Below are 22,957 nucleotides of genomic sequence, written 5' to 3' on the forward strand. Positions count from 1 at the left end.
GTGCGCGCCGCGTTTCGAGCGGGTGCGCGACGCGTTCGAGCAGAACTTCGTGTTGCGCAACGAACTCGGTGCCGCCGTCGCGGCCTGGGTGGACGACGAACTCGTCGTCCACCTGTGGGGCGGTTCGGCGGATGCGGCCGGTACCCGGCCTTGGCGACAAGACACGCTGGCCACGGTCTTGTCCACGACCAAAGGCCTGACCAGCACGTGTGTGCACCAACTCGTTGAGCGCGGCGTGCTCGACCTGGACGCGCCGGTAGCCCGGTACTGGCCGGAGTTCGCATCTGCCGGCAAGAAGAACATCACCCTCGCGATGGTGCTCAGCCATCGCTCCGGCGCGATCGGACCGCGCGATCGGATGCCGTGGCGCGACGTTACCGACTGGGACCTGGTCTGTGAACGGCTGGCCGCCGCCGAACCATGGTGGGAGCCCGGCACCGCACAGGGCTACCACATGACCACCTACGGATTCATCGTCGGCGAGGTGGTCCGTCGCGTCACCGGTGCCACCATCGGCCAATACCTGCGCGCCGAGGTTGCCGATCCGCTCGGCGTGGACGTTTACATCGGTGTGCCGGTCGCCGACCAACGACGCCGCTGCGCCGACCTGGTGGACAAACCGACCATCCGGGAGATGCTGGCCTCCGTCGACGCACCGGAATACCCGACCACACTCGCCGAGCACCCGAAAGCCGGATTGGCCGTCTCGATGGGATTCGCTCCGGACGACGAAGTCGGCACCAACAACCTGGAGCAGTGGCGAGAACTCGAGTTCCCCGGCACCAACGCCCAGGTGTCGGCACTCGGACTGGCAACCTTCTATAACGCCCTGGCCCAGGAGAAGTTACTCAGCCGCGCCCACATGGAACGAATCCGGGTGTCGCAGGGCGGCTTTGAGGCCGATCTGGTGCTCGGCCCCCGCGTCGCCGACCACGGCTGGGGCCTGGGTTACATGCTCAACCAGCGCTGCGTGAACGGGCCCAACCCGCAGATCTTCGGACACGGCGGCCTGGGTGGCTCCTTCGGTTTCGTCGACCTCGAACACCGGATCGGCTACGCGTATGTGATGAATCGGTTCGACCCGACCAAGGCCAACGCCGACCCGCGCAGTGTTGCCCTGTCCGACGAGGTCTACGCGGCGTTAGGAGTAATCCGACGCTGACTCAGCGCTGACACGCCGGCCACCAGAACACGTTGCGTCCCGGGCAATCACCTCGGCCGTCGGTGTATCTGGTGGAACAGGATGTGGCCCTCGGGCATGTCAGGACGGCTCGCCGGGTACCGGCGGGGCCTGGCCGGTGCGTTCGTACTCGTCGAGAATATCGATACGTCGTTGGTGGCGTTCGGCTTTCGACCATGGCGTGTTCAGGAACGAGTCGACGATGGCGAGCGCCTCGGGAACGGTCTGCATGCGCCCGCCGATGCCGATCAGTTGCGCGTTGTTGTGTTCGCGGGCCAGTGCCGCGGATTCGGTGCTCCAGGCCAGCGCGCAGCGGACACCGGGCACCTTGTTGGCGGCGATCTGCTCACCGTTGCCGGAACCGCCGATGACGATGCCGAGGCTGTCCGGGTCGGCGACGGTGCGGGCCGCGGCCGCGATGCAGAACGCCGGGTAGTCGTCGTCGGCGTCGTAGTGGTATGCCCCGCAGTCGACCGGCCGGTGCCCGGCTTTGGTCAGATGGTCGATGACATGCTGCTTGAGTTCGTAGCCTGCGTGATCTGAACCCAGGTAGACGCGCATGCGGTCATTGTGTCAGAGCTGGCTAGTCGAATTCGGGCGCCTCGGTGCGGGTGCGCTTGAGCTCGAAGAAGTGCGGGTAGGACGCGAACGTCACCGACGCGTCCCACAGCTTTCCGGCCTGCTCACCACGGGGAATGCGCGACAGCACCGGCCCGAAGAACGCCACCCCGTTGACGTGGATGGTGGGGGTGCCGACGTCCTTGCCGACCGCGTCCATCCCGGCATGGTGGCTTTTGCGCAGCGCCTCGTCGTAGACGTCGGTGGTGGCCGCATCGGCCAGCTCGGCGGGCAGCCCCAGCTCGGCCAGCGATTCCTTGATGACGTCGGGAAAGTCCTTGTTGTTCTCGTTGTGGATGCGGGTGCCCATCGCCGCATACAGCGGGCCGAGCACCTTCGCGCCACGAGCCTGTTCGGCGGCGATCGCGACCCGAACCGGCCCCATTGCCTTCTTCAGCCCCTCGCGCTGGTCGTCGGAGAGCTCGGAGACGTCGTAGGGGTTGGGGCCCTCGTTGAGGATCGCCAGGCTCATCACGTGGAAGTCGACCTCGATGTTGCGGACCTTCTCCACTTCCAGGATCCAGCGCGAGGTGATCCAGCACCACGGGCACAGCGGGTCGAACCAGAAATCGGCTTTGGATTTGCCGGGCATGGGACAGTCCTCTCGGTGGGCGGTCGAACTCCGTCAAGCACAACTATGCCCGTGAGACCGCTGTTCCCGCCCGCCGAGAAACCGAACAGTTCGACGCACTCTACTGTTGACGGGCGTGGCACTTCCCAACCTCACCCACGACCAGGCCGCCGAACGTGCCGGGCTGGTCACCGTCGACAACTACCGGATCGTGCTGGACCTCACCGACGGCGCCAGCCAACCCGGCAACCGCACCTTCCGCTCCACCACGACGCTGACTTTCGACGCACTGCCCGGCGCCGACACCGTCCTCGACATCGCCGCGGCCGCCGTGCGCAGCGCCAGCCTCAACGGCCGCGCCATCGACGTCTCCGGCTACGACGAATCAACCGGCATTGCACTGCGCGGGCTCGCCGAGCACAACGTCGTCGAGGTCGATGCCCACTGCCGCTACTCCAACACCGGCGAAGGCCTGCACCGGTTCGTCGACCCGGTCGACGACGAAGTGTATGTGTACTCGCAGTTTGAAACCGCCGATGCCAAGCGGATGTTCGCCTGCTTCGATCAACCCGACCTCAAGGCCACCTTCGACATCACCGTCATCGCGCCGGTACACTGGCAGGTGATCTCCAACGGCGCGACCGCGGGCGTCGATGACGGTGTGCACAGGTTTGCCACCACCCCGCGGATCAGCACCTACCTGGTGGCCCTGATCGCCGGGCCGTATGCGCACTGGGACGATAGCTACCGCGACGAGCACGGTGAGATCCCACTGAGGTTGTTCTGCCGCTCGTCGCTGGCCGAGTTCATGGACGCCGAACGGTTGTTCGCCGAAACCAAACAGGGATTCAGCTTCTACCACAAGCACTTCGGCACGCCGTACGTGTTCGGCAAGTATGACCAGCTGTTCGTACCGGAGTTCAACGCCGGCGCAATGGAAAATGCCGGCGCAGTGACGTTCCTGGAGGACTATGTCTTCCGCAGCAAGGTCACCCGGGCATCATATGAGCGGCGCACCGAGACGGTGCTGCACGAGATGGCGCACATGTGGTTCGGCGACCTTGTCACCATGCGCTGGTGGGACGACCTGTGGCTCAACGAGTCGTTCGCGACGTTCGCATCGGTGCTGTGCCAAAGTCAGGCCACCGAATACACCCAGGCGTGGACCACGTTCGCCAACACGGAGAAGTCGTGGGCCTACCGGCAGGACCAGCTGCCGTCGACGCATCCGATCGCTGCCGACATTCCCGACCTGGCCGCCGTCGAGGTCAACTTCGACGGCATCACCTATGCCAAAGGCGCGTCCGTACTCAAGCAGCTCGTCGCCTACGTCGGGCTGGAGCATTTCCTGGCCGGACTGCGGGACTACTTCACCGCGCACGCCTTCGACAACGCCACCTTCGACGACCTGCTGGCGGCGCTGGAGAAGGCGTCCGGGCGTGACCTTTCAGGCTGGGGCCAGCAGTGGCTCAAGACGACCGGCCTCAACACACTGCGCCCCGACTTCGACGTCGACGCCGAAGGAAACTTCACCCGCTTCGCGGTCACCCAGAGCGGCGCCGCGCCGGGTGCCGACGAGACGCGGGTGCACCGACTGGCTATCGGAATCTACGACGATCGGGCCGGCCGGCTGGTGCGGACGCACCGCGAGGAGCTCGACGTCGACGGCCCCAGCACGGATGTGCCTGGCCTGGTGGGGGTTTCGCGTGGCAAGCTGATCCTGGTCAACGACGACGACCTGACCTATTGTTCGCTGCGGCTGGATCCGGAGTCGCTGACCACAGCGCTGGAGCGCATCGCCGACATCGCCGACCCGCTGCCGCGCACCCTGGTGTGGTCGGCGGCCTGGGAGATGACCCGCGAAGCCGAGCTGCGGGCCCGCGACTTCGTGGCGCTGGTGTCCGGCGGTGTCCAGAGCGAAACCGAGGTCGGGGTGGCGCAGCGGCTGCTGCTGCAGGCGCAGACCGCGCTGGATTCCTACGCCGAGCCCAGTTGGGCCGCCAAGCACGGCTGGCCGGTCTTCGCCGACCGGCTGCTGGAGTTAGCCCGCGGTAGCGCGGCCGGCTCGGATCATCAGCTGGCCTCCGTCAACGCGCTATGTACATCGGTGCTGGCCGCACGGCATACCGACGTGTTGTCGGCGCTGCTCGACGGTGACCCAGCTGCCCAGGGTCTGGCCGGGTTGACGGTGGACACCGAGCTGCGCTGGCGCATCGTCACCGCGCTGGCCAGAGCCGGCGTGGTCGACGCCGCCGGGCCGGACACGCCGTTCATCGACGCCGAGATCCAACGCGACCCGACGGCGGCCGGCAAGCGGCACGGGGCGCAGGCCGCGGCGGCGCGACCGCAGCCCGTGGTCAAGGAGCAAGCTTGGCAGCAGGTGACCGAAGACGACACGCTGGCCAACGTCACGGCACGGTCGATCATCGCCGGGATCGTCCAACCCGGCCAGGCTGAGCTGCTGAACCCTTTTACCGCACCCTATTTCGCAACGGTCCCCGAGGTGTGGCAGCGACGGTCCAGCGAGGTCGCCCAGACGGTCGTCGTCGGCCTGTACCCGACGTGGGACATCAGCCAGGGCGGTCTGGACACCGCCGACGCGTTCCTGGCCGACGCCGAGCTGCCGTCGGCGCTGCGGCGGCTGGTCATGGAAGGCCGGGCGGGCATCCAGCGCTCATTGCGCGCCCGCGCCTTCGACTCCGACGTCGGCGAGTAGCACCGCTACCCCGGCGAGATGGCGGCGCTGAGCACCCGCACGGCGCTGAGCAGCCCGTCGATCAGGTTGCCCTCGGCGAACGCCGACGCCGCCGCCGCGACGCCCAGCGGGGCGGCCGACTCCCCGCCACGGCCACGCAGCCCGGAGCCGTAGACCACCTCGATGGCCCGCTGGTCGGGTGAGACGGCAGTCAGCACAGCCTCATTCGGCGAGGGCACCTTCGCCAGGATTTCGCGGGCCCGCGCGGCGGTGTCGTCACCCAGGTCGCCGATGTAGACGGCGAACATCGCCTTCGATGCCCGCGACGCGTTGGTCAGGGCATCGTCGAGAGTCGCCAGGTCTTTGATCGGGAACGGGTCGTGCACCGACAACTCGCCGGGCTCGGTGACCCCGGAAATCCGTCCACTGCCGGTGACCGCCGAGCCGAGCGGCAGCTCCGCTGGCTCGACCAATGCGGTCTCAGCGATCTCAGCGACCTCACCATTTGCCACTGGCGCCACCTCCCACACTGAAATCAGCTTGACTGGAGATCGCCTCGTCGGTGGCGGCCCACAGGATCGGCGGATGCGTCTGCACCCACGAGTCGGACATCTTGTAGGTTGCCGGGTGAGCTCCCCTGTGCGACCAGATTCGCGCCGCCAGCACTGCGACCAGCAGCAGCGGAATGGGCACTATGTAGTACAGGAAGCTCTCCGTCATGCTCACGACGCAAACCGTATCCCACTGCTCAGGCGGCGCCTTCGCCGAGGTAGGCGACCCAGGCCGGGTCCAGTTCCTTGATCACCGCCAGCAGTCGCCAGTGCTGGCCCTTCGGCGGTGTGGGCGCCAGGCGCAACGTCCAGCCGAGTTCGTCCAACAGCCGATCGGCCTTTTGGTGATTGCAGGTCGAGCAGGCGGCCACGCAGTTCTCCCAGGAGTGGTCGCCGCCACGGCTGCGCGGCACCACGTGGTCGACGGTGTCGGCCCTGGCGCCGCAGTAGGCACAGCAGAACCGGTCACGGTGCATCAGCGCGGCACGGCTCAGCGGGGTGCGGGCGCGGTAGGGCACCCGGACGAACGACCGCAGCCGGATCACCGACGGCACCACGATCGCCCTGGTCGCGGAGTGGATGACCGGCGCGGACGGGTCGTCGTGCACCATGTCGGCCTTGCCGCAGACCAGCATGACGACGGCGCGCCGCATCGGCAGCGCGGTCAGCGGCTCGTAGGTGGAGTTCAGCAGCAGCACCCGCCGGCGATTCCACATCGAACCGCCGCCGCGCAGCGAGTCACCGGCAACGCTGAGAACGCTGTGCAGGCGTGGACCGGCCACACCGGAGCTGTGGTGGCCCCGGCGTTTCATCGGCGGTTTTCGCTCTGCGCCATTGATCCTCCGCGGAACAGTTCACCATGAATCTCACCATGAATCGTCGCCGGTCGCAGACTAATTTGCGGTGTGTCCGCTGGTCAATGCCCCACGATGGGTCGCGATGGAACCGCCGGAGCACCAGCCGTCTTACCACGGCGGTGTGGACACCAACGCGGTTCGTCGGCCGCGCCGGTAACCGTCGGATTGACCGATAACATCAGCGTGCTACCGCAACCACCGCTGCAGGTAATCCCGATGCCCCGCGGAGAGGCGCACCAGCCGTTGCCCGTCGATGTCGAACGCCGCCAGCTGGGTGTCGGCGATCACCGCCGGCCTCGACTCCGGGGCGGCGCTGACCGAGCGCACCTCGTAGCCCAGGGTGAAATCCACCGCGCGAAGCCGCTGCACCCAGATGGTCACCTGCAGCGGCGAATCGGCCAGCCGCAGCTGCCCCTTGTAGGCGACGCGGACCTCGGCGATCAGCAGGCCGGTGGTGATGATTCCGGCGCCGAACGCGGGCGCCAGGAACGGCACCCGGGCCTCTTCCAGAACGGTGACCATGGTCGCGTGGTTGACATGGGAATACATGTCGATGTCCGACCAGCGCACCGGCACCGACGCGACGAACCCGGCGGCGGCCTTCACGCCGGGGATCCGCGGCCGCTGGCTCGCATCATGCTGCGAATCTGCCGCGCCGCCACCGACAATGCGGCAAGGTCCCGCGCACCTGACTCATAGATCTGGGTCAGCGTCCGGCGGGCCCGTTCCATCCGCGACCCATTGGTGTGCTCCCATTCCGCGATCTTCTGCATGCCGTCTTCGTCGGGCTCACCGACCGCGAGCACATCAAGACACAGCGACCGCACTGAGTTGTAGATGTCGTCGCGAATCGCCAACCGGGCCAACGAGTGCCAACGGTCATCTCGGGGCAGTTCGGCAACCGCGGTCAGCAGCCCGTCGATACCGAGCCGGTTCATCAGGGCGAAGTAGGTGTCAGCCACCTCGGTGGCATCGTGGTCGGCGATGTCGGCGATGTCGATGACGTCCAGCAGGCTGAAACGGTAGAGGCCGCTGGCGATGCTGACGGCAAGGTCGTGCGGGACGTGCTGCGCGGTGAACTCACCGACATGCTTGGCGAGGATGGCCTCGTCGTCACCGCGCAGCCATTCCGGCATTCGTGGGGTCAGTGCTTTGACTTTGGCGGCGAATCGGTTGATCTCGGCGCCGACGGCCAACGGCTGCGGACGGTAGTTCAGCAGCCAGCGCCCGGCCCGGTCGATGAGCCGCCGCAGATCCAACGTCATCCGATCGGTCACCGTGACCGACAATCCGTCGTGTAGGCCGGCGGCCCGGATCGCCCGCCACACCTCGCCCACCGCGAAGATGGCGTCGGTCGCGACATAAGCGCGCACCGCGTCGACCGGGCTGACGCCCACATCCTCGGTGATGCGGTAGGCGTAGGTGATCCCGGCGGTGTCCACCACGTCGTTGATCAACATGGTGGTGACGATCTCTCGCCTCAGTTGATGCGAGCGGATCTCTGGCTCGAAGCGCTCGGCCAGTGCGGCCGGGAAGTAACGCGGCAACCGGGCGGCGAACACATCCTGCTCCGGTAGGTCGGTGGCGAGCACTTCCGCCTTGAGGGTCAACTTGACGTGCGCCATCAGCGTCGCCAACTCCGGTGAGGTCAGCCCGAACCCGGCCTCGGCGCGGCGGCGGATCTCCTTCTCCGACGGCAACGCCTCGAGTTCGCGGTTGAGGTCGCGGTCGATCACCAGGTGCCTGATCTGCTCGGCGTGCACGGGCAGCAGACTCACCGCGTTGGCCCGGCTGGTGCCCAGCAGGTCGTTCTGGTCGGCGTTGTCGGCAAGCACCAACTCGCCCACTTCGTCGGTCATCGACAACAGCAGCCGGGCGCGGTCGGCTGGGTCGACTTTGCCGGCGGTGACCAGGGCATCGATCAGAATCTTGATGTTGACCTCATGGTCGGAGCAGTCCACGCCGGCCGAGTTGTCCAGCGCGTCGGTGTTGATCCGACCACCGCACAGGTCGAACTCGACGCGGCCCAGCGCAGTGACGCCGAGGTTGCCGCCCTCACCGATCACCTTGGCCCGCACCTGGTTCCCATTGATCCGCACCTGATCGTTGGCGCGGTCGCCGACGTCAGCGTCGGATTCGGCCTCCGCTTTGACATAGGTGCCCACGCCGCCGTTGAGCAGCAGATCGACCGGGGCTCGCAGGATCGCCCGAATCAGGTTGGGCGGTGACATCTCGGTGACATTGGTGGCATTGTCCCCACTGCCATCGATACCCAGCACCGCCCGGACCTGCCGGCTGACCGGCACAGTCTTCTGGTCCCTGCGATACACCCCGCCACCCTCGCTGATCAACGACTTGTCGTAGTCGTCCCAGCTGGACCGCGGCAGGTCGAACATCCGCCGGCGTTCCGCGAAGCTGGCCGCGGGATCCGGATCCGGGTCGAGGAAGATGTGTCGATGGTCGAAAGCGGCCAGCAACCGGATGTGCTTGCTGCGCAGCATTGCGTTGCCGAAGACGTCCCCGCTCATGTCGCCGATGCCGACCACGGTGAAGTCTTGCGCCTGGGTGTTCACACCCATCTCCCGGAAATGCCGCTTGACCGACTCCCAGGTTCCCTTGGCGGTGATGCCCATCTCCTTGTGGTCGTAGCCGACCGATCCACCGGACGCGAAAGCGTCGCCCAGCCAGAACCCGTAGGACTTGGCGACCTCGTTGGCGATGTCGGAGAACGTGGCGGTGCCCTTGTCGGCAGCCACCACCAGGTAGGCGTCGTCGCCGTCGCGCCGGATCACCTCGGGCGGCGGGTTGACCCGGCCGGTGAGGTGCTCGACGTTGTCGGTGACGTCGAGCAGGCCGCAGATCAGCAGTTTGTAGCAGGCGATGCCCTCGTTCCGGGTGGCTTCGCGGTCGGCAGCCCGGTCGCCGGTGGGTAGTGGCGGCTGCTTGACGACGAACCCGCCCTTGGCGCCGACCGGCACGATGACGGCGTTTTTCACCTCCTGAGCCTTCACCAGGCCCAGGATCTCGGTGCGGTAGTCTTCCCGCCGGTCGGACCAGCGCAGTCCACCGCGGGAGACGTACCCGAACCGCAGGTGCAGCCCCTCGACGCGCGGCGAATACACAAAGATCTCGAACTTGGGCCGCGGCAGCGGCAGTTCGTCGACCAGCTGCGCGTCGAGCTTCAGCGCCAACACATTCTGGCTGCGGGCCGAGCCCTGCCGGGTGACAAAATAATTGGTACGCAACGTGGCCTGAATCAGTGAGGCGAAGGCGCGCAGCACGCGATCGGTGTCCAGGCTCACCACCGCGTCGATGTCGGCGGCGACCGCAGCGGCGGCCGCTTGCGCGTCAGCGCCTCTCGTCGCCTGGGACGGGTCGAAGAGTGCTTCGAACAAAGTCACCAGCGACCTTGCGGTGCTTGGATGTTCGTTGAGCACCGAGGCGATGTGGGCCTGGCTGTAGGGGAACCGCGCCTGCCGCAGATATTTGGCGTAGCCGCGCAACACCACCACCTGCTGCCAGGCCAACCCGGCGCGCAGCACCAGCTCGTTGAACCGGTCGATCTCGGCTCGGCCCTGCCAGATCGCGGTGACGGCGTCGGCGAACCGCTGTTCGGCTTGTTGTCGCTCCGCCCCCGCCCGAGACAGCTTGACGGTCGGGTGCAGGGAGAGTTTGAACTTGTAGATCCAGACGTTGAGACCGTCGGCTCGGGTGACGGTGAACGGCCGCTCCTCGAGCACCACCACCCCCATGCACTGCAGCATCGGAAGCAGCTGGCTCAGCGAGGCATCGTGGCCACCCAGAAACCAGGCCAACTGGGCGATCTCCTCGTCGCCGTCACCACTGTCTTCGGTGAAGACCAGCTTGACCGAATCGTCGGTCAGCTCTTCGATGACGGCGATGTCGCGGATAGCCTCAGCCGGGGTGGCCGCCTGCTGGTAGATCTCGGAGAAGGCTGCCGCATAGTGCTCGGCCACGGCGGGACTGATCGCGCCGTCTGCGGCCGCACCGAGCAGCCGGTCGGCCCAGGTTCGGGTGGCTTCGCTCAGTCGCGCCTGGATCCGTGCCCGGTTGGCCTCGGAGGTGTCGACCGTCCGCACACCCTCGTCGTCGGACAGCCGGACCATGAAATGCACTAGCGCCCAAGGTGCTTCGCTGACACGCGCGGTGTACTCCAGGTTCACCCCGCCGAACTCGGATATCAGGATTTTCGCCATCTGCAGCCGGACGGGGGTGGTGTAGCGGTCGCGAGGCAGGTAGACGAGGCACGACACGAAGCGGCCGGTGCGATCGCCGCGCAAGAACAACAGCGCCCCACGCTGCGATCCCAGCTCCGACACGGCCATCGCCATGGTCAACAGCTGCTCGGCGTCTATCGCGAAAAGTTCCGAGCGGGGAACGTTCTGGATGATGTCGAGCAACAGCTGGCCGGGGTGGCTGGGCTCACGATCGGCCAGCGCCAATGCCTGGCGGACTGTGCGCGAGATAACCGGGATCTCAAAGACATTGGCATTCATTGCGGCAGCGGTGAACAGCCCCACGAAACGGTGCGCGATAACACTGTCTCCGGTATCCTCCCGGATGACCACGACATAGGTCTGTGCACTCAAACGCATGTAGCTGGGTACGGTGGCTTGAGTCAGCGTCAGCAGTTTGTCGCCGGTGAGTCGAGGGCGGTATGACGTGCGCACCCGTAGCACGCCCAGTCGGGTCGATTCATCCACCAGCACCTGTCCGTCGCGCACCCGGCCGCGCTGATAGCCCAGCAGGACGAAATGGCCGTCGGCCAGCCAACGCAATAGCGCGGCGACGTCTTCGTTGTCCGGCGCGGTGAAGTGCCCGCCGCGGTCGGCTTCGACGTCGGCAGCCAGTGCGCCCAAGGCCGTGGCCATGGCCGTGGAATCGGTTGCGACCTGGCGGACGTCGGCCATCACGTCGGGCAGCAGTCGCCCGGCTTCGGTAAGGGCGTCGCGGTTGACCGATGGCGAGAGCTGAACGTGAATCCAGGTTTCGGTAATGGCCTGGTCCCGGGTAGCACCGTCAGCGCCTACCGGTTCGACGCTACGCAGCTCTCCGCTCGCGCTGCGACGCACCGTGAACACCGGGGTCATGATCCCCAGGTAGTCCACCCCCAACCGGTGCAGCAACACGGCGATGGAATCCATCAGCGGTCCTCGGTTCTCAGGGTGCTCGGTGACCACCTGCAGCGCCGGGCCGAACCCGGCTGGATCGTCGCCGTCATAGACGGCCACCCGACTCTCACCGGCCCGCCGGTGCCGGGCCAGACGCCAGTGGGCGCCCAGCAGGCTCGGTGTCACCAATGCAGCCGCGGTCTGGCTGGTCGGGCCGGCGTCGGTAGGCCGACCGCCGGTACCCAGGGGGTCGCTGTGCGGACCGCGGTAGGTGCCGATGTAGGCGGCGGCTACCCAGTCTGGGATCAGAGAGGGCTCAGGGGGCTCAGTGGACTCAGTGGACTCAGAGAATTCAGGAGACTCAGTGGACTCAGTGGATGTCGTCCAGGCGGTGAAGCCGTTCACGTCGCCTGAACCTGGATCGACCGCCACCTGGACCCCTCCTGACTCAGCGCCGACCGTAGTGGCTGCTAGTGGCTGCTAGTGGCCGCTAGTGGCTGCTACCGGCAACTACCGGCAACTACCGGCCCAACATTAGTCACGGGTGAGGCGGCGATGGGTCACCCGGTGCGGGCGAGCGGCTTCGGCGCCGAGCCGCTCCACTTTGTTCTCCTCATAGGCGCCGAAGTTGCCCTCGAACCAGAACCACCTGGCCTCGTTGTCGTCGTCGCCCTCCCAGGCCAGGATGTGAGTGCAGGTACGGTCCAGGAACCAGCGATCGTGTGCGGTCACCACTGCACAGCCCGGGAAGTTCATGAGCGCGTTCTCCAGCGATGCCAGCGTTTCGACGTCCATGTCGTTGGCCGGCTCGTCCAACAGGATCAGGTTGCCGCCCTGCTTGAGGGTGAGCGCCAGGTTCAGCCGGTTGCGTTCACCACCGGACAGCACACCGGCCGGCTTCTGCTGGTCGGGACCTTTGAACCCGAACGCCGACACGTATGCCCGCGACGGGATCTCGTTGTGCCCCACCTGGATGTGGTCCAGCCCGTCGGAGACCACCTCCCACACCGTCTTTTTCGGATCGATACCGGCGCGTTCCTGGTCGACGTAGCTGATCTTGACGGTGTCGCCGACGCGGACGGTGCCGCTGTCGGGCTGCTCGAGCCCGACGATGGTCTTGAACAGGGTGGTCTTGCCGACACCGTTGGGGCCGATCACACCGACGATGCCGTTGCGGGGCAGGCTGAAGGACAGATCCTTGATCAGGGTGCGACCACCGAAACCCTTGTCCAGGTGCTCGACCTCGACCACCAGGTTGCCCAGCCGCGGGCCGGCCGGGATCTGGATCTCCTCGAAGTCCAGCTTGCGGGTCTTCTCGGCTTCGGTCGCCATCTCCTCGTAGCGCGCCAGCCTGGCCTTGCCCTTGGCCTGACGGGCCTTGGCACCCGAACGCACCCAAGCCAACTCGTCGAGCAGCCGCTTCTGCAGTTTGGCGTCTTTGCGGCCCTGCACGGCCAGCCGCTCGGCCTTCTTCTCCAGGTAGGTGGAGTAATTGCCTTCATACGGGTAGGCGCGACCGCGGTCGAGCTCCAGGATCCACTGCGCGACGTTGTCGAGGAAGTAGCGGTCGTGGGTTACCGCCAGAATCGCCCCCGGGTAAGCGGCCAGGTGCCCTTCCAGCCACTGCACACTCTCGGCGTCGAGGTGGTTGGTCGGCTCGTCGAGCAGCAACAGGTCGGGCTTGGAGAGCAGCAGCTTACACAGCGCGACCCGGCGCCGCTCACCGCCGGAGAGCTGGGTGACCGGCTCATCGGGCGGCGGGCAGCGCAGCGCGTCCATGGCCTGCTCCAGCTGGGAGTCGATGTCCCACGCTCCAGCGTGGTCCAGGTCCTCTTGCAGCCGGCCCATCTCCTCCATCAACTCGTCGGAGTAGTCGGTGGCCATCAACTCGGCAACCTCATTGAACCGGTCCAGCTTGACCTTGACCTCGCCCAGGCCCTCCTCGACGTTGCCGCGTACGGTTTTCGCCTCGTTCAGCGGCGGCTCCTGCAGCAGGATGCCGACGGTCGCGCCGGTGACCAGGAACGCGTCCCCGTTGTTGGGGGTGTCCAGGCCCGCCATGATCCGCAAGACGCTCGACTTGCCGGCCCCATTGGGGCCGACCACACCGATTTTCGCTCCCGGCAGGAAACTCAGCGTGACGTCATCGAGGATGACTTTGTCGCCGTGGGCCTTGCGGACCTTCCTCATCGTGTAGATGAACTCGGCCATGCCGCGGTGTTGCCTCCCGATTCAGCAGGGGTGGTGTCCGCCGACCATACTAAGTGACCGTTACAACTGAAGTTGGTCATTGTTGGCCAACTGTGCCGGGGGTAACGGTTGCCCGGCCCGGATCACCGCGTACGTTCTGGCAAGGCGGGCGAGATTTGGTTCCTCGCATCCTTGGCCGGTGGCGGTGACCGGTTCTGCTCGCCGCAGGGTTGTTCGGCGTGGTCTGGTCGGTAGCTCTCACCGCGCGATCCTCCGGTCGCACCGGTGTCACACCTTTCCGACGCCTCGCCGAAAAACCTTGGGCGCGACGCCCGATCACCGTGGCCGCGGCCTGGTGACGGGTGACGTTTTCATAGGGGCGCTGCCAATGCTGGGCGCCCCACGCGCTGCTGTAAGCGGGATTGACCGCGAACAGTTGGATGCTGGCACGGTTGGCCATCGCGGTCAGCCGGTCACGAAACACCGCGGTCGGGATCCCGGACACCGTTTTGCGGAACCGTTTCCCGCGGGCACCGCGGCCCATGGTCTCGCGGCCGGTCATGCGGGCGTCGGCGAAGTCGAGGTCCTCGACGGCGATCGCGGATGATCCGTGCCGCTGGCAGTATTTGATGAGCTCGGTGATGGCGTGGCGCACCTGGGCATCCCGGCGTGCTGCGGTACCGGTGATGTCGATATCAATCCGCTCGGGAGCGCCGACCGGGTTGCCGTGACGGTCGAGCCGGCACACGGCGAGGTGGCCGTCGTTGAGGTCCACCCCGACAAGCTCGCCGGCCGCGTAGACGTCGTCACCTGCTTGGCAGTTCCGGCGTCCTGCCCAGTAGGGCAGCGACGGGACCGCCCACGCCGCGGTGAGATACCGGCCGGCCCGGCCCGGGCGTCGGGTGATCGTGTAGGACACCGAGTTACCGCCGGTGATCCGCTGGACCCACTCGTCACCACGGTGGGTGAACACCGCCCGACCGGCCAACGTGTAGCGGCCTCGTGGGGCGTTGGCCAGGTGTTCCAACGGCTTCGGTAACCGCACGCTGATCTCACCAGCCGGGGTGACGGTGATAGTCAAGTTCCCGAACGGTTCCTCCGGGGAACCGTTCGCGGTGATCCGGTACCGCGCCGCATCCCAACGGTCCCGCCACCCATCGACGCTCAGCCCTGCCTCCTCGAGGTGGTGGCGGGTATGAGCGAGACGCTTCCCTCCCTCGCTCACCCGCACCCGGTGGTTGGCGCGATCGTCTTGCGCCCGGGCGAGCTCGGCACGCAGATGCTGCAGCCGTTGCTGCTTGGCGAACCGCTCATGCTGGTTGGCGTAGCCTTTCGGCGCACGGTCTTTGCGGCGCGCTTTGCGTTCAGCGGCCGTCAGCGTGTCAGTGGCGGGTGCGGCCAGGCGTTTCTCAATGGCGGCGATCGCCGCCCGCAAGCCCACGATGTGACGGTACTGAGCATCCCGCGCCAGCCGGTACTGGTCGTCGTTGCCGGCAATAATGGCATTGGCCCACCGCGCCGACGACTGCGCGGTCAGGTCCTTCTTACGCGCATTAAGCCGGGCGCGGTACACCTGGCGGCGCTGGTCAGGGCTCAGCCGTGCATCTACTGGCGCGCGCTGGGAGGTCGCCGCCAGATCCGCGCGACGCAACCGGCCAACATGCGCCGCCACCTGGTCGAGCACGAACTCATCCTCGGCTGACGTGCGCAACCGGGCGGTGATCGCCACCCCAGCCGGGGCGGCCACTGGTTTCACCCCATGCCACTGCCGCAGCTTGCGGGCGGTCACGCGGCATCACCGCACCCGGTCTCGGCCGTGACCGCGGCCCGCAGCCGTTTCGTCTTGGCTGAGCGCTGCCCATACAGGCGCCCGGCGAAGCTGGTCACGATGGTCAGCATGTCGCGGACCAACTCCGACTCAGCCGACTCGTCCTCGGGCTGTCCGGTGTAGACCACCGACACCCCGTAGCCGGCCAACAGGTGCTCGCTTCCCCCCGACCCCGAACCGGGCCAGTCGGTCGGGATGCTCCACCAGCAGCCGATCCACACCAGGTTTCATGCACTCGGCCAACGCTTGGCGCAGCCCGGCCCGCCGATCCGAAAGCCCCGAAGCAACGTCGGTGAAAACGACCAGTGCACTGTCATGCTCGCGTAGCCGGCTCACTTGCCGGTCCACATCGCCCTCAGCCTGTTGGCGCCGCGACGACACCCGCGCATAACCGAGCGCCTTACCGGCCCGAGGTTTGCGGGCGATGGCGTCCAGATCGCCGATCCGGAAGATGCGCCGCCCACCCGCGCTGCGCGCATCCGGCAGCCGGCCCTCGACGGTGTAGCGGCGCAACGTGCGCGTCGACACCCCCAACCGGTGCGCGGCCGCGGTCGCCGACACATAATCATCACGACCACGGTTAGCCATCCGCCTCATCCTCGACATCGAGGCCCGCCAGCGCCGCGGCCAACAGTTCGGTCTGATCCGGGCAGTCATGTTTGGTCCACATGAACAGGGCCTGGTCGGCCAAGGCCACCACATCCGCGTCAAGACCGCAGGAGCGGTGGTCGGTTCTGGCGTCATCGCATTTGTCGCCCAACGGAACCTCGGCGATCGTTTCCAAGGTCTCAACCTCACCGCGCAGCACCAGATCGGCGACCATGTGAGCGTGGCCAAGGGTTTGCAACGACCAGCGCTGATCCCACGCGTCGTCGAACGTTTCGGCGCCCAGCCCGCAACCGGACACGAACGTCGGTACCGTGTTGCCGGTTGGCGCGTCCAACAGGTCGCCAAGCGTTCCCGGCTCCCGGTAGAAGCCCGAATCTAGCCATCCCTGGTCATCGCGCCCCGACAGGCACACACCGCGTTTGGCCCGTTCACGGTTGGTCTCATCGGCGCGGCGCGCGTGCGTGGAAACATCGAATCCGCAATCGACCACATAGGTGTCTGCCGCGGCGGCATCCAGCGCGTCGTGCAGAAACTCCAGCAGGTTCACCCGCGCGAAATCCCGCGCGAAATCTCTTGCCGGCTCAGTAACGTCGGGGTACCGGAAGCCGCGGCCGCGCGCCAGAACAGCATCACGACGCGCCGCGCGCAGCCGGTCCTCCTCGGCCCGCGCTGCACGCGCGCGGCGCAACCACTCCGGCGCACCCCGCTGCGCCTCAGCGACATCACAGCCGGCCCACGGCCTACCCAGATCGGGCAGACCGGCAACGTCGACACCCAGCCGCTTCGCCGGGGCCTGCGGCGTCAACCGTTTCCCAGCGCCCTTGGAACTCACCGCCGCACCTCCTCAACGACCGACCCTACCCAAACGCATAGCCAATAATGTCCGACAAACACGCTCCATTGGCTACACGCACTGGATCCGCTATCCAGATACTCCCAGAAGGGTCCGACAACTCTGTTTGACCTCTACTGACCAACAAAACCGCCAGCAGTTCTCAACCCGTAATGGGTCAGGCGAGCCCACTGGCCGGCACCGGACGGTAGCCGCACCGGCAACACGAGAACTGCAGTACCGACATCTTACCGTTGACGGTGTTGACGATGTTGACGGTGTTGACGCCACAATCTACTATTGACGGTGTTGACGAAAGGAGCCTCACGGTGACCGTCGCGTTGAAGGAAGGTGACCGCGAGTTCGTATCGCAGGCAACCCGGGAATTCCAGCGGGCGCTCACGCGTGTTGTGGCCTCGCACGAACGCGCTGGGCGCAGCGCCAACGTGGTTCTGGGCGACCCCCGATCCTTCGCTGAGCGCGCCGTGCACGCCACCGCACCCGAGGCGTCACCGTGGGACGATCTCGTCGGTCCGTTCCTTCGCAGCGACGGGGTCCAGGCTCGGCTGCAGATCAGCCGTCAGGCGGTCGCCGCCAAGGCGGCCCGGCGCCGCCTGTTGCGGACCATCACCGCTGACGGCGAGCACCTCTATCCCCTGTGGCAATTCGTCGGTGACCGGCTCGTCGACGGGCTCGCCGAGGTGTTCCGGCTGTTCCCCGAGAAGGCCGTCGACGGATGGACGCTGGCGGCGTGGCTCCGCACCCCGGATCCCGACTTGGGCGAGCCGCCGCTTGACGCCGTGGTTCGTGGCGAGTGCGAGAGAGTCCAGATAGTCGCCCGCTCTGCGGCACGGTCGCTCGCCGCGTGACTCCGGCACGCACGCTGGGTGAGCCGGGTGATCTGTCCGGTTTCCCAGCCGGCGCGCCACCGAAGCAGCTGGTGCGGGTCTGCCGGTCCGGGCAGGGCACGTGGTGGTTCTCCGCTGACGGATTCGGACGGTTCGATCTTTACCTGCCCGAAGGTACCTGCTACCTGGCCACCGATGCTTACGCAGCGATCCGGGAGGCCACCCGCCTGGGACCGGTGTCCACGGCCTGGGTGGCTGACCGCGAACTGCGCCGGGTGTCCCCGCCCGACCGCAATGCACGTTTGGCGGCGACAACCCGCCAGTCTGCGGGCCGCTACGGGGTGACCACCGAACTGGCGACGGTGATTCCCTACGACCTGTGCCGCCGTTGGGCGACCGCGTTTCGGGCCCACCACTTCGATGGCATTCGGCATCAGCTCCGCCACGACCAGCGGGCCCGACCATCGGGAATCGCGTTGTTTGGATCTGCCGGGCCCGCTGATCTCGACGACGGCACCCGAATACCTTTGACCAGCGCCGACATCGAGGCCGCCGGCGTTGGTGTCCTGCCGCCACCCCATTCGACGGTGCTGACCGTCGTACCGTGATCGGCGCGGCTATGCCGACAGCCCCAGGCCGTCCTCGGCTTGCAGCTCGTCGTCGGCGCCGTCGCGACCGTCGGCGTCGTCGCCGCCGCCACAGCCCGCCACACTCGGTTCGCCGGCCGCCGACTCCCAGGCCGGTGCGGCCGGTGCCGACGGGGCCGACGAAGCCGACGAACCTATAGCCTCGGGCCCTGCGGCGATGATCTTCTCGATACGCGCGGCGCAGCGGGACAGGTCCGGCCCGACTGCAGTGGCGCGCATCTCCAGGGCCGAGCGCCGAATGCCGTCACGGTCGTCGTACTCGCTGGTGTAGACGTGGCCCACCGCGACCACCGGCGAGCCCTTGTACAGTGATGCGCCCACCCCGGTGACCAGGCGGCCCCAGCAGTTGACGTTGATGAACAGCGAGTTGCCGGTCTCCCAGGTGCCGTCGGCGCCGCGCCGCCGCGAATTGCTCGCGACCCGCAGCTTGATCACCTCCTGGTCACCGACCCTGCGGCGGACCGGCTCGTTGACGATGTTGCCGACCACGGTCAGCGGCGTTTCGAACATGGCTATTTCCTTTCCTGATGGCGGCGGAAGCTTCGGTGGCGCTCCGCCGGTGCTGCTGCCATTCAGCCCGGCAACGCCGACAGGACGGGCGGCCCACTGGCGGCGAACACCGCCGCTGTGGATGAAATGAGCGCTGTTAATAACGCCGATGACGCCGTGGCCGGGCCGGTCTCAGCTGGTGTCGCCGGCGCGGTGGGCGCGCGTCAGGCTCCCGCCGGTTTCTCGACGGTGACCGGTGCGTTCCAGTCGGAGAGGGTCATCTGGACGGAGTCGTCCTTGCTCGGCTCCAGCGTGGCTCGAACCAACTGATGATCACCGCTCTCCTGGACCCAGACCGTGCATGCCATCCGCTTGGTGACCGCCAGCTGCGGCACCAGCTTGTCCACCGCGTCGGCGGTGACCTTGCCGACGACCCGAATGGTCTGCTGCCCGCCGATGGTTTCGCGGGCCTCGACCTTGGGGTCGATGAAGTCGGCCAGCATGTTGGCCAGCCCGGTATCCGGGTTCACGACCGCGGTCACGTCGTAGACGTTGGCGGTAGGCCCGAAATCGCTCCAACCTTCCCCGGGCAGCGCCACGTACAAGTGGCCGCCGAACACGACGAATCTGATTCCTACGTCCGAACCCATGATCTTGACCGTGGCGTTGCCCTTGGCCGCGGCACCGGGCCGGTTGGTCAGCTCGCCGTCCAGCGTCTTCACCGGCATCTGCTCGACCTTGCCGGTCACCGCCAACGCCAGATGCACGCTCTTGAGGTTCTTGGTGGTCGTGCTGGACTGCTTGAGCAATGCCGCAGCGTCCGGCAGGGGAAGCCCGGCCTGCTTCGACGAGGACGGCAGCGACGACGGCGACCCTGACGGCGAGAGCGGCGAGAGCGGCGGAGTCAGCGAGGGCGGCGAGGACGGCGAGGAGGAATGACAGCCAACGGCAACGGCCACGACGATGCTCGAAACGGCCAGGACGGCCAACGGCCCGCGCATGCCAGACATCGTAGGCGGTACTGCATTCGGCTGGACCTGCCGCCGAGATAGCGGCCGACTGCGGGCAAGGCACAGCCACGCCGACGCCGTCACCGCCGACGCCGTCACCGCAGACGATGGTCAGATCCTGCGTGCGCATTGGTATACCGTCTTGCGGTGGCCACCTCGAGCCGACGGGCCAACGCTGAAACGACTCGCAGGCGGAGATGGGCACGCGACGACATCCGGGTCGCTGATCCCGCGGCGGTGCGGCGATCGATCGCGGGCACCGCGATCGGCAATTTCATGGAATGGTACGACTTCGGCGTCTACGGTTTCCTCGCCACCACGATCGCGCAGGTGTTCTATCCCACCGACAGTTCCAGCGCGGCCGGTCTGATCGCCACCTTCGGAACGCTGGCGGCGGCGTTCGCGGTACGGCCGTTCGGCGGGCTCGTCTTCGGTCCGCTCGGCGACCGCATCGGACGCAAGCGGGTGTTACTCATGACGATCGCGCTGATGGCAGTAGGCACCACCGTGACCGGATTGCTGCCCGGCTACGACACCATCGGCATCTGGGCACCGGCGGCGCTCATCGCCACCCGCGTCCTTCAGGGCTTCTCCACCGGCGGTGAGTACGTCGGCGCAATGACCTATGTCAGCGAACACGCACCGGATCGCAGCCGTGGTGCCCTCGCCGGGTTTCTGCCGCTGGGCACGCTGAGCGGGTACGTGGTGGGTGCGACGGTGGTGACCGCGCTGCGGACACAGTTGCCGATCGTCGAGATGCTGAGTTGGGGGTGGCGGATCCCGTTCCTGCTGGGTGTCCCATTCGCGCTCGTCGCGCTGTACATGCGGTTGCGGATCGAGGAGTCACCCGCCTTCGAGCAGATGAGTGCGCGAGCGCAGGGACCCCGACCACAAGGCCGGCAGCAGTTCAAGCAGACGATCGTGGAGCAGTGGCGACCCCTGCTGATCTGCATGGGGCTGGTGCTGGCGGCGAATGTCACCAACTACATGCTCACCGGGTACCTGCCGACATATTTCAAAACGGTCGGGCGGATCGGCAGCGCCCACGGACTGATGCTGATCGCGGGAGTGCTGGCCATCCTGATGTGCGCGGTGGTGTTCGTGGCGAAACTGTCCGACCACATCGGCCGCAAACCGCTGTTGTGGACCGGTTGCGGGTTGCTGATCGCCGCCTCGATCCCCGCATTCCTGCTGATCCGCAGCGGCGGGAGCTACCCCGTGATGTTCCTCGGCGTATCACTGATCGGGTTGATGCTGCTGTGCTTTGAAAGCACCGAACCATCGACACTGCCGGCGTTGTTTCCCACCAACGTGCGCTCCGGCGCGGTGGCGATCGGTTTCAACGTGTCGGTGTCGGCTTTCGGTGGCACCACCCCGCTGATCGCCGAGGCGCTGGTAGCCAGCACCGAGAACGTGATGGTGCCGGCATACATCCTGATGGTCGCCGGTCTGGTCGGCGCGGTCACGGTGTGGTTCACCCCCGAGGTTGCCGGCAAGCGTCTGCCCGGCTCCGGGCCGTCGGTAGCGACCGAACAGGAGGCGCGCGCCATCGTCGAGGCGGGACTCCGGCAGAGCATGCGGTGATCAGCGCTGCCTGGTGGCGTCGCGACGGGCCAGCTCGGCGAGCATGTTGTTGTAGGCGGCCAACTCGGCGTCATGGTCACGGTCTTCGCCGCGGTCGAAGCGTTTGGCAACGCGCTGGTCGCTGCGCGTCCACTGCACCAGTAATGCGATCATCACGATCAGCAGCGGCACCTCGCCTGCGGCCCAAGTGATTCCGCCGGCCAGCCGCTGGTCCCCGAACAGGTCGGTGTGCCAGCCGAGCTGCAGCGAGCTGTAGAAAGCCTCACCCAGCACGTTGTGCATGCCCATCAGCAACACCCCGAAGAAGGTGTGCAGCGGCAACGCGACGAAGACCACGGCCACCTTGGCCAGCGGTGGAAGCGGCCGTGGCGTCGGGTCGACACCGATCACCACCCAGTAGAACAGGTAGCCGCTGAGCAGGAAGTGCGCGTTCATCGCGACATGCCCGGCGTGGCTGCCGACGATGGCATCGAAAATGCTGCTGAAGTACAGGCCGTAGAACCCGATGACGAAGACGAACGCCGCGACGACGGGATGGGTGAAGAAGCGCGACACCCTGCTGTGCAGCGCGGCCAGCAGCCATTCCCGCAGGCCTGGCGGCTGGTCGCGGCCGGCTGCGGGCAGCGTCCGCAGTGCCAGGGTGACCGGGGCGCCCAGCACCAGCAGAATCGGGACCAGCATGGCCAGCAGCATGTGGACGATCATGTGCACGCTGAATGTCGCCGGCATGTACCGGCCCAGCCCCGATGACGTGGCGAACAGCAGCGCCAGGCAACCGAGCAGCCAGGCCACCGTCCGGCCGGCCGGCCAGCTGTCGCCGCGGCGGCGCAGCCGCAGCACCCCGGCCAGATACAGCGCGGCGGAGAGCAGCGCGACGGTGCCGAAGATCAGGTCGAAGCGCCAGTCGAACAGCACCCGCGCCACGGTGGGCGGGCCGGCAAGGTCGTAGCCGATCTTCACCTGGGTGATCGACGGTCGCAGGATCGGCGGCGGTGGCGGCGCGGTGCGGCCCAGCGCGACCGCGATGCCGAAGGTGACGCCGAAGATCACCGCCTCGACCGACGCCAGCCGGATCAGCGCCGAGCGTGCGCCCGGATGTGCTTGCAGCGCAGCGACTCCGCTGCGCCGCTGCTGCCAGCCGGCGACGCCCAGCAGACACAGCGCGATGATCTTGGCGCCCACCAGCCGGCCGTACGCGGTGGTCAGCAGGTCGACCGGCGCCAGCCGCACCAGCGCGTTGATGACACCGGAGAGTGCCATCGCCACAAAGCACCACAGCGCCACCGTGGAGAACCGCCGCGCCGCCAGGGCGGCGT

At 67.0% G+C, this 22,957-nt stretch carries 20 protein-coding genes; 5 read left to right on the forward strand and 15 right to left on the reverse strand.

Annotation, left to right across the window (positions count from 1 at the left end; translation table 11 throughout):
• Positions 1 to 1,162 (forward strand): serine hydrolase domain-containing protein (locus tag AC2VON_RS08300; RefSeq protein ID WP_486952519.1); only part of this gene is annotated, 1,162 nt, incomplete at its 5' end.
• A 99-nt stretch (positions 1,163 to 1,261) separates the two neighbouring features.
• Here AC2VON_RS08300 and AC2VON_RS08305 read toward each other — a convergent pair.
• Together AC2VON_RS08305 and AC2VON_RS08310 are read right to left on the reverse strand one after the other, a co-directional pair.
• Positions 1,262 to 1,741 (reverse strand): ribose-5-phosphate isomerase, encoded by a 480-nt coding sequence (locus tag AC2VON_RS08305; protein WP_486952520.1) that lies wholly within the window; start codon positions 1,739 to 1,741, stop codon positions 1,262 to 1,264.
• A 22-nt stretch (positions 1,742 to 1,763) separates the two neighbouring features.
• Positions 1,764 to 2,390 (reverse strand): mycothiol-dependent nitroreductase Rv2466c family protein, encoded by a 627-nt coding sequence (locus AC2VON_RS08310; protein WP_486952521.1) that lies wholly within the window; start codon positions 2,388 to 2,390, stop codon positions 1,764 to 1,766.
• 115 nt (positions 2,391 to 2,505) lie between these two features.
• On the opposite strand from AC2VON_RS08310, the gene pepN reads away from it, so the two are divergent.
• The gene (gene pepN / locus AC2VON_RS08315) at positions 2,506 to 5,085 is read left to right on the forward strand and encodes an aminopeptidase N (RefSeq protein ID WP_486952522.1); all 2,580 of its coding nucleotides are present in this window, start codon (positions 2,506 to 2,508) and stop codon (positions 5,083 to 5,085) included.
• Between the two features lie 5 nt (positions 5,086 to 5,090).
• Here pepN and AC2VON_RS08320 read toward each other — a convergent pair whose 3' ends face one another.
• The 10 genes from AC2VON_RS08320 to AC2VON_RS08365 all read right to left on the reverse strand — a co-directional run bounded on the left by AC2VON_RS08320 (position 5,091) and on the right by AC2VON_RS08365 (position 17,063).
• Positions 5,091 to 5,576 (reverse strand): DUF5130 family protein, encoded by a 486-nt coding sequence (locus tag AC2VON_RS08320; RefSeq protein ID WP_486952523.1) that lies wholly within the window; start codon positions 5,574 to 5,576, stop codon positions 5,091 to 5,093.
• Positions 5,563 to 5,784: an aa3-type cytochrome oxidase subunit CtaJ gene (gene ctaJ / locus AC2VON_RS08325; RefSeq protein ID WP_486952536.1), complete on the reverse strand. Its 222-nt coding sequence runs from the start codon at positions 5,782 to 5,784 to the stop codon at positions 5,563 to 5,565. Before ctaJ ends, AC2VON_RS08320 begins: the two co-directional genes overlap by 14 nt.
• A 28-nt stretch (positions 5,785 to 5,812) precedes the next feature.
• Complete coding sequence (locus AC2VON_RS08330; protein ID WP_486952537.1) at positions 5,813 to 6,331, reverse strand: HNH endonuclease; 519 nt, start codon at positions 6,329 to 6,331, stop codon at positions 5,813 to 5,815.
• A 327-nt stretch (positions 6,332 to 6,658) separates the two neighbouring features.
• Positions 6,659 to 7,078: an acyl-CoA thioesterase gene (locus AC2VON_RS08335; protein ID WP_486952524.1), complete on the reverse strand. Its 420-nt coding sequence runs from the start codon at positions 7,076 to 7,078 to the stop codon at positions 6,659 to 6,661.
• Positions 7,075 to 12,036: an NAD-glutamate dehydrogenase gene (locus AC2VON_RS08340; protein WP_486952525.1), complete on the reverse strand. Its 4,962-nt coding sequence runs from the start codon at positions 12,034 to 12,036 to the stop codon at positions 7,075 to 7,077. Before AC2VON_RS08340 ends, AC2VON_RS08335 begins: the two co-directional genes overlap by 4 nt.
• 102 nt (positions 12,037 to 12,138) lie before the next feature.
• Entirely contained in the window at positions 12,139 to 13,815 is a 1,677-nt protein-coding gene (gene ettA / locus AC2VON_RS08345) for an energy-dependent translational throttle protein EttA (protein ID WP_486952526.1), read from the reverse strand.
• Between the two features lie 76 nt (positions 13,816 to 13,891).
• A complete protein-coding gene (locus AC2VON_RS08350; protein ID WP_486952527.1) occupies positions 13,892 to 15,583 on the reverse strand; it encodes a hypothetical protein in 1,692 nt (563 codons plus the stop codon).
• The gene (locus tag AC2VON_RS08355) at positions 15,580 to 15,750 is read right to left on the reverse strand and encodes a hypothetical protein (RefSeq protein WP_486952528.1); all 171 of its coding nucleotides are present in this window, start codon (positions 15,748 to 15,750) and stop codon (positions 15,580 to 15,582) included. The genes AC2VON_RS08350 and AC2VON_RS08355 overlap by 4 nt, the downstream gene beginning before the upstream one ends.
• Positions 15,713 to 16,210, reverse strand: a complete 498-nt coding sequence (locus AC2VON_RS08360) for a recombinase family protein (protein ID WP_486952529.1) — start codon at positions 16,208 to 16,210, stop codon at positions 15,713 to 15,715. The genes AC2VON_RS08355 and AC2VON_RS08360 overlap by 38 nt, the downstream gene beginning before the upstream one ends.
• On the reverse strand, positions 16,203 to 17,063 hold the full coding sequence (locus AC2VON_RS08365; RefSeq protein WP_486952530.1) for a hypothetical protein: 861 nt from the start codon (positions 17,061 to 17,063) through the stop codon (positions 16,203 to 16,205). Before AC2VON_RS08365 ends, AC2VON_RS08360 begins: the two co-directional genes overlap by 8 nt.
• A gap of 329 nt (positions 17,064 to 17,392) precedes the next feature.
• On the opposite strand from AC2VON_RS08365, the gene AC2VON_RS08370 reads away from it, so the two are divergent.
• Positions 17,393 to 17,932 (forward strand): hypothetical protein, encoded by a 540-nt coding sequence (locus tag AC2VON_RS08370; protein ID WP_486952531.1) that lies wholly within the window; start codon positions 17,393 to 17,395, stop codon positions 17,930 to 17,932.
• Positions 17,929 to 18,519 carry an RES domain-containing protein gene (locus AC2VON_RS08375; protein WP_486952532.1) on the forward strand — a complete coding sequence of 197 codons (591 nt, stop codon included), beginning with the start codon at positions 17,929 to 17,931 and terminating at the stop codon, positions 18,517 to 18,519. The genes AC2VON_RS08370 and AC2VON_RS08375 overlap by 4 nt, the downstream gene beginning before the upstream one ends.
• Before the next feature lie 9 nt (positions 18,520 to 18,528).
• Here AC2VON_RS08375 and AC2VON_RS08380 read toward each other — a convergent pair whose 3' ends face one another.
• Both AC2VON_RS08380 and AC2VON_RS08385 read right to left on the reverse strand, forming a co-directional pair.
• A complete protein-coding gene (locus AC2VON_RS08380; protein ID WP_486952533.1) occupies positions 18,529 to 19,068 on the reverse strand; it encodes a single-stranded DNA-binding protein in 540 nt (179 codons plus the stop codon).
• Between the two features lie 203 nt (positions 19,069 to 19,271).
• A complete protein-coding gene (locus tag AC2VON_RS08385) occupies positions 19,272 to 20,048 on the reverse strand; it encodes an LppX_LprAFG lipoprotein (RefSeq protein WP_486952534.1) in 777 nt (258 codons plus the stop codon).
• 246 nt (positions 20,049 to 20,294) lie between these two features.
• Here AC2VON_RS08385 and AC2VON_RS08390 point away from each other — a divergent pair, with 246 nt between their 5' ends.
• Positions 20,295 to 21,641, forward strand: coding sequence for an MFS transporter (locus tag AC2VON_RS08390; protein ID WP_486952538.1), 1,347 nt, complete (start codon positions 20,295 to 20,297; stop codon positions 21,639 to 21,641).
• Here AC2VON_RS08390 and AC2VON_RS08395 read toward each other — a convergent pair.
• The coding region (locus AC2VON_RS08395) for a bifunctional copper resistance protein CopD/cytochrome c oxidase assembly protein (RefSeq protein ID WP_486952535.1) at positions 21,642 to 22,957 on the reverse strand (1,316 nt) is incomplete at its 5' end.

The sequence above is a fragment of the Mycobacterium sp. TH-M82 genome (assembly GCF_057473605.1).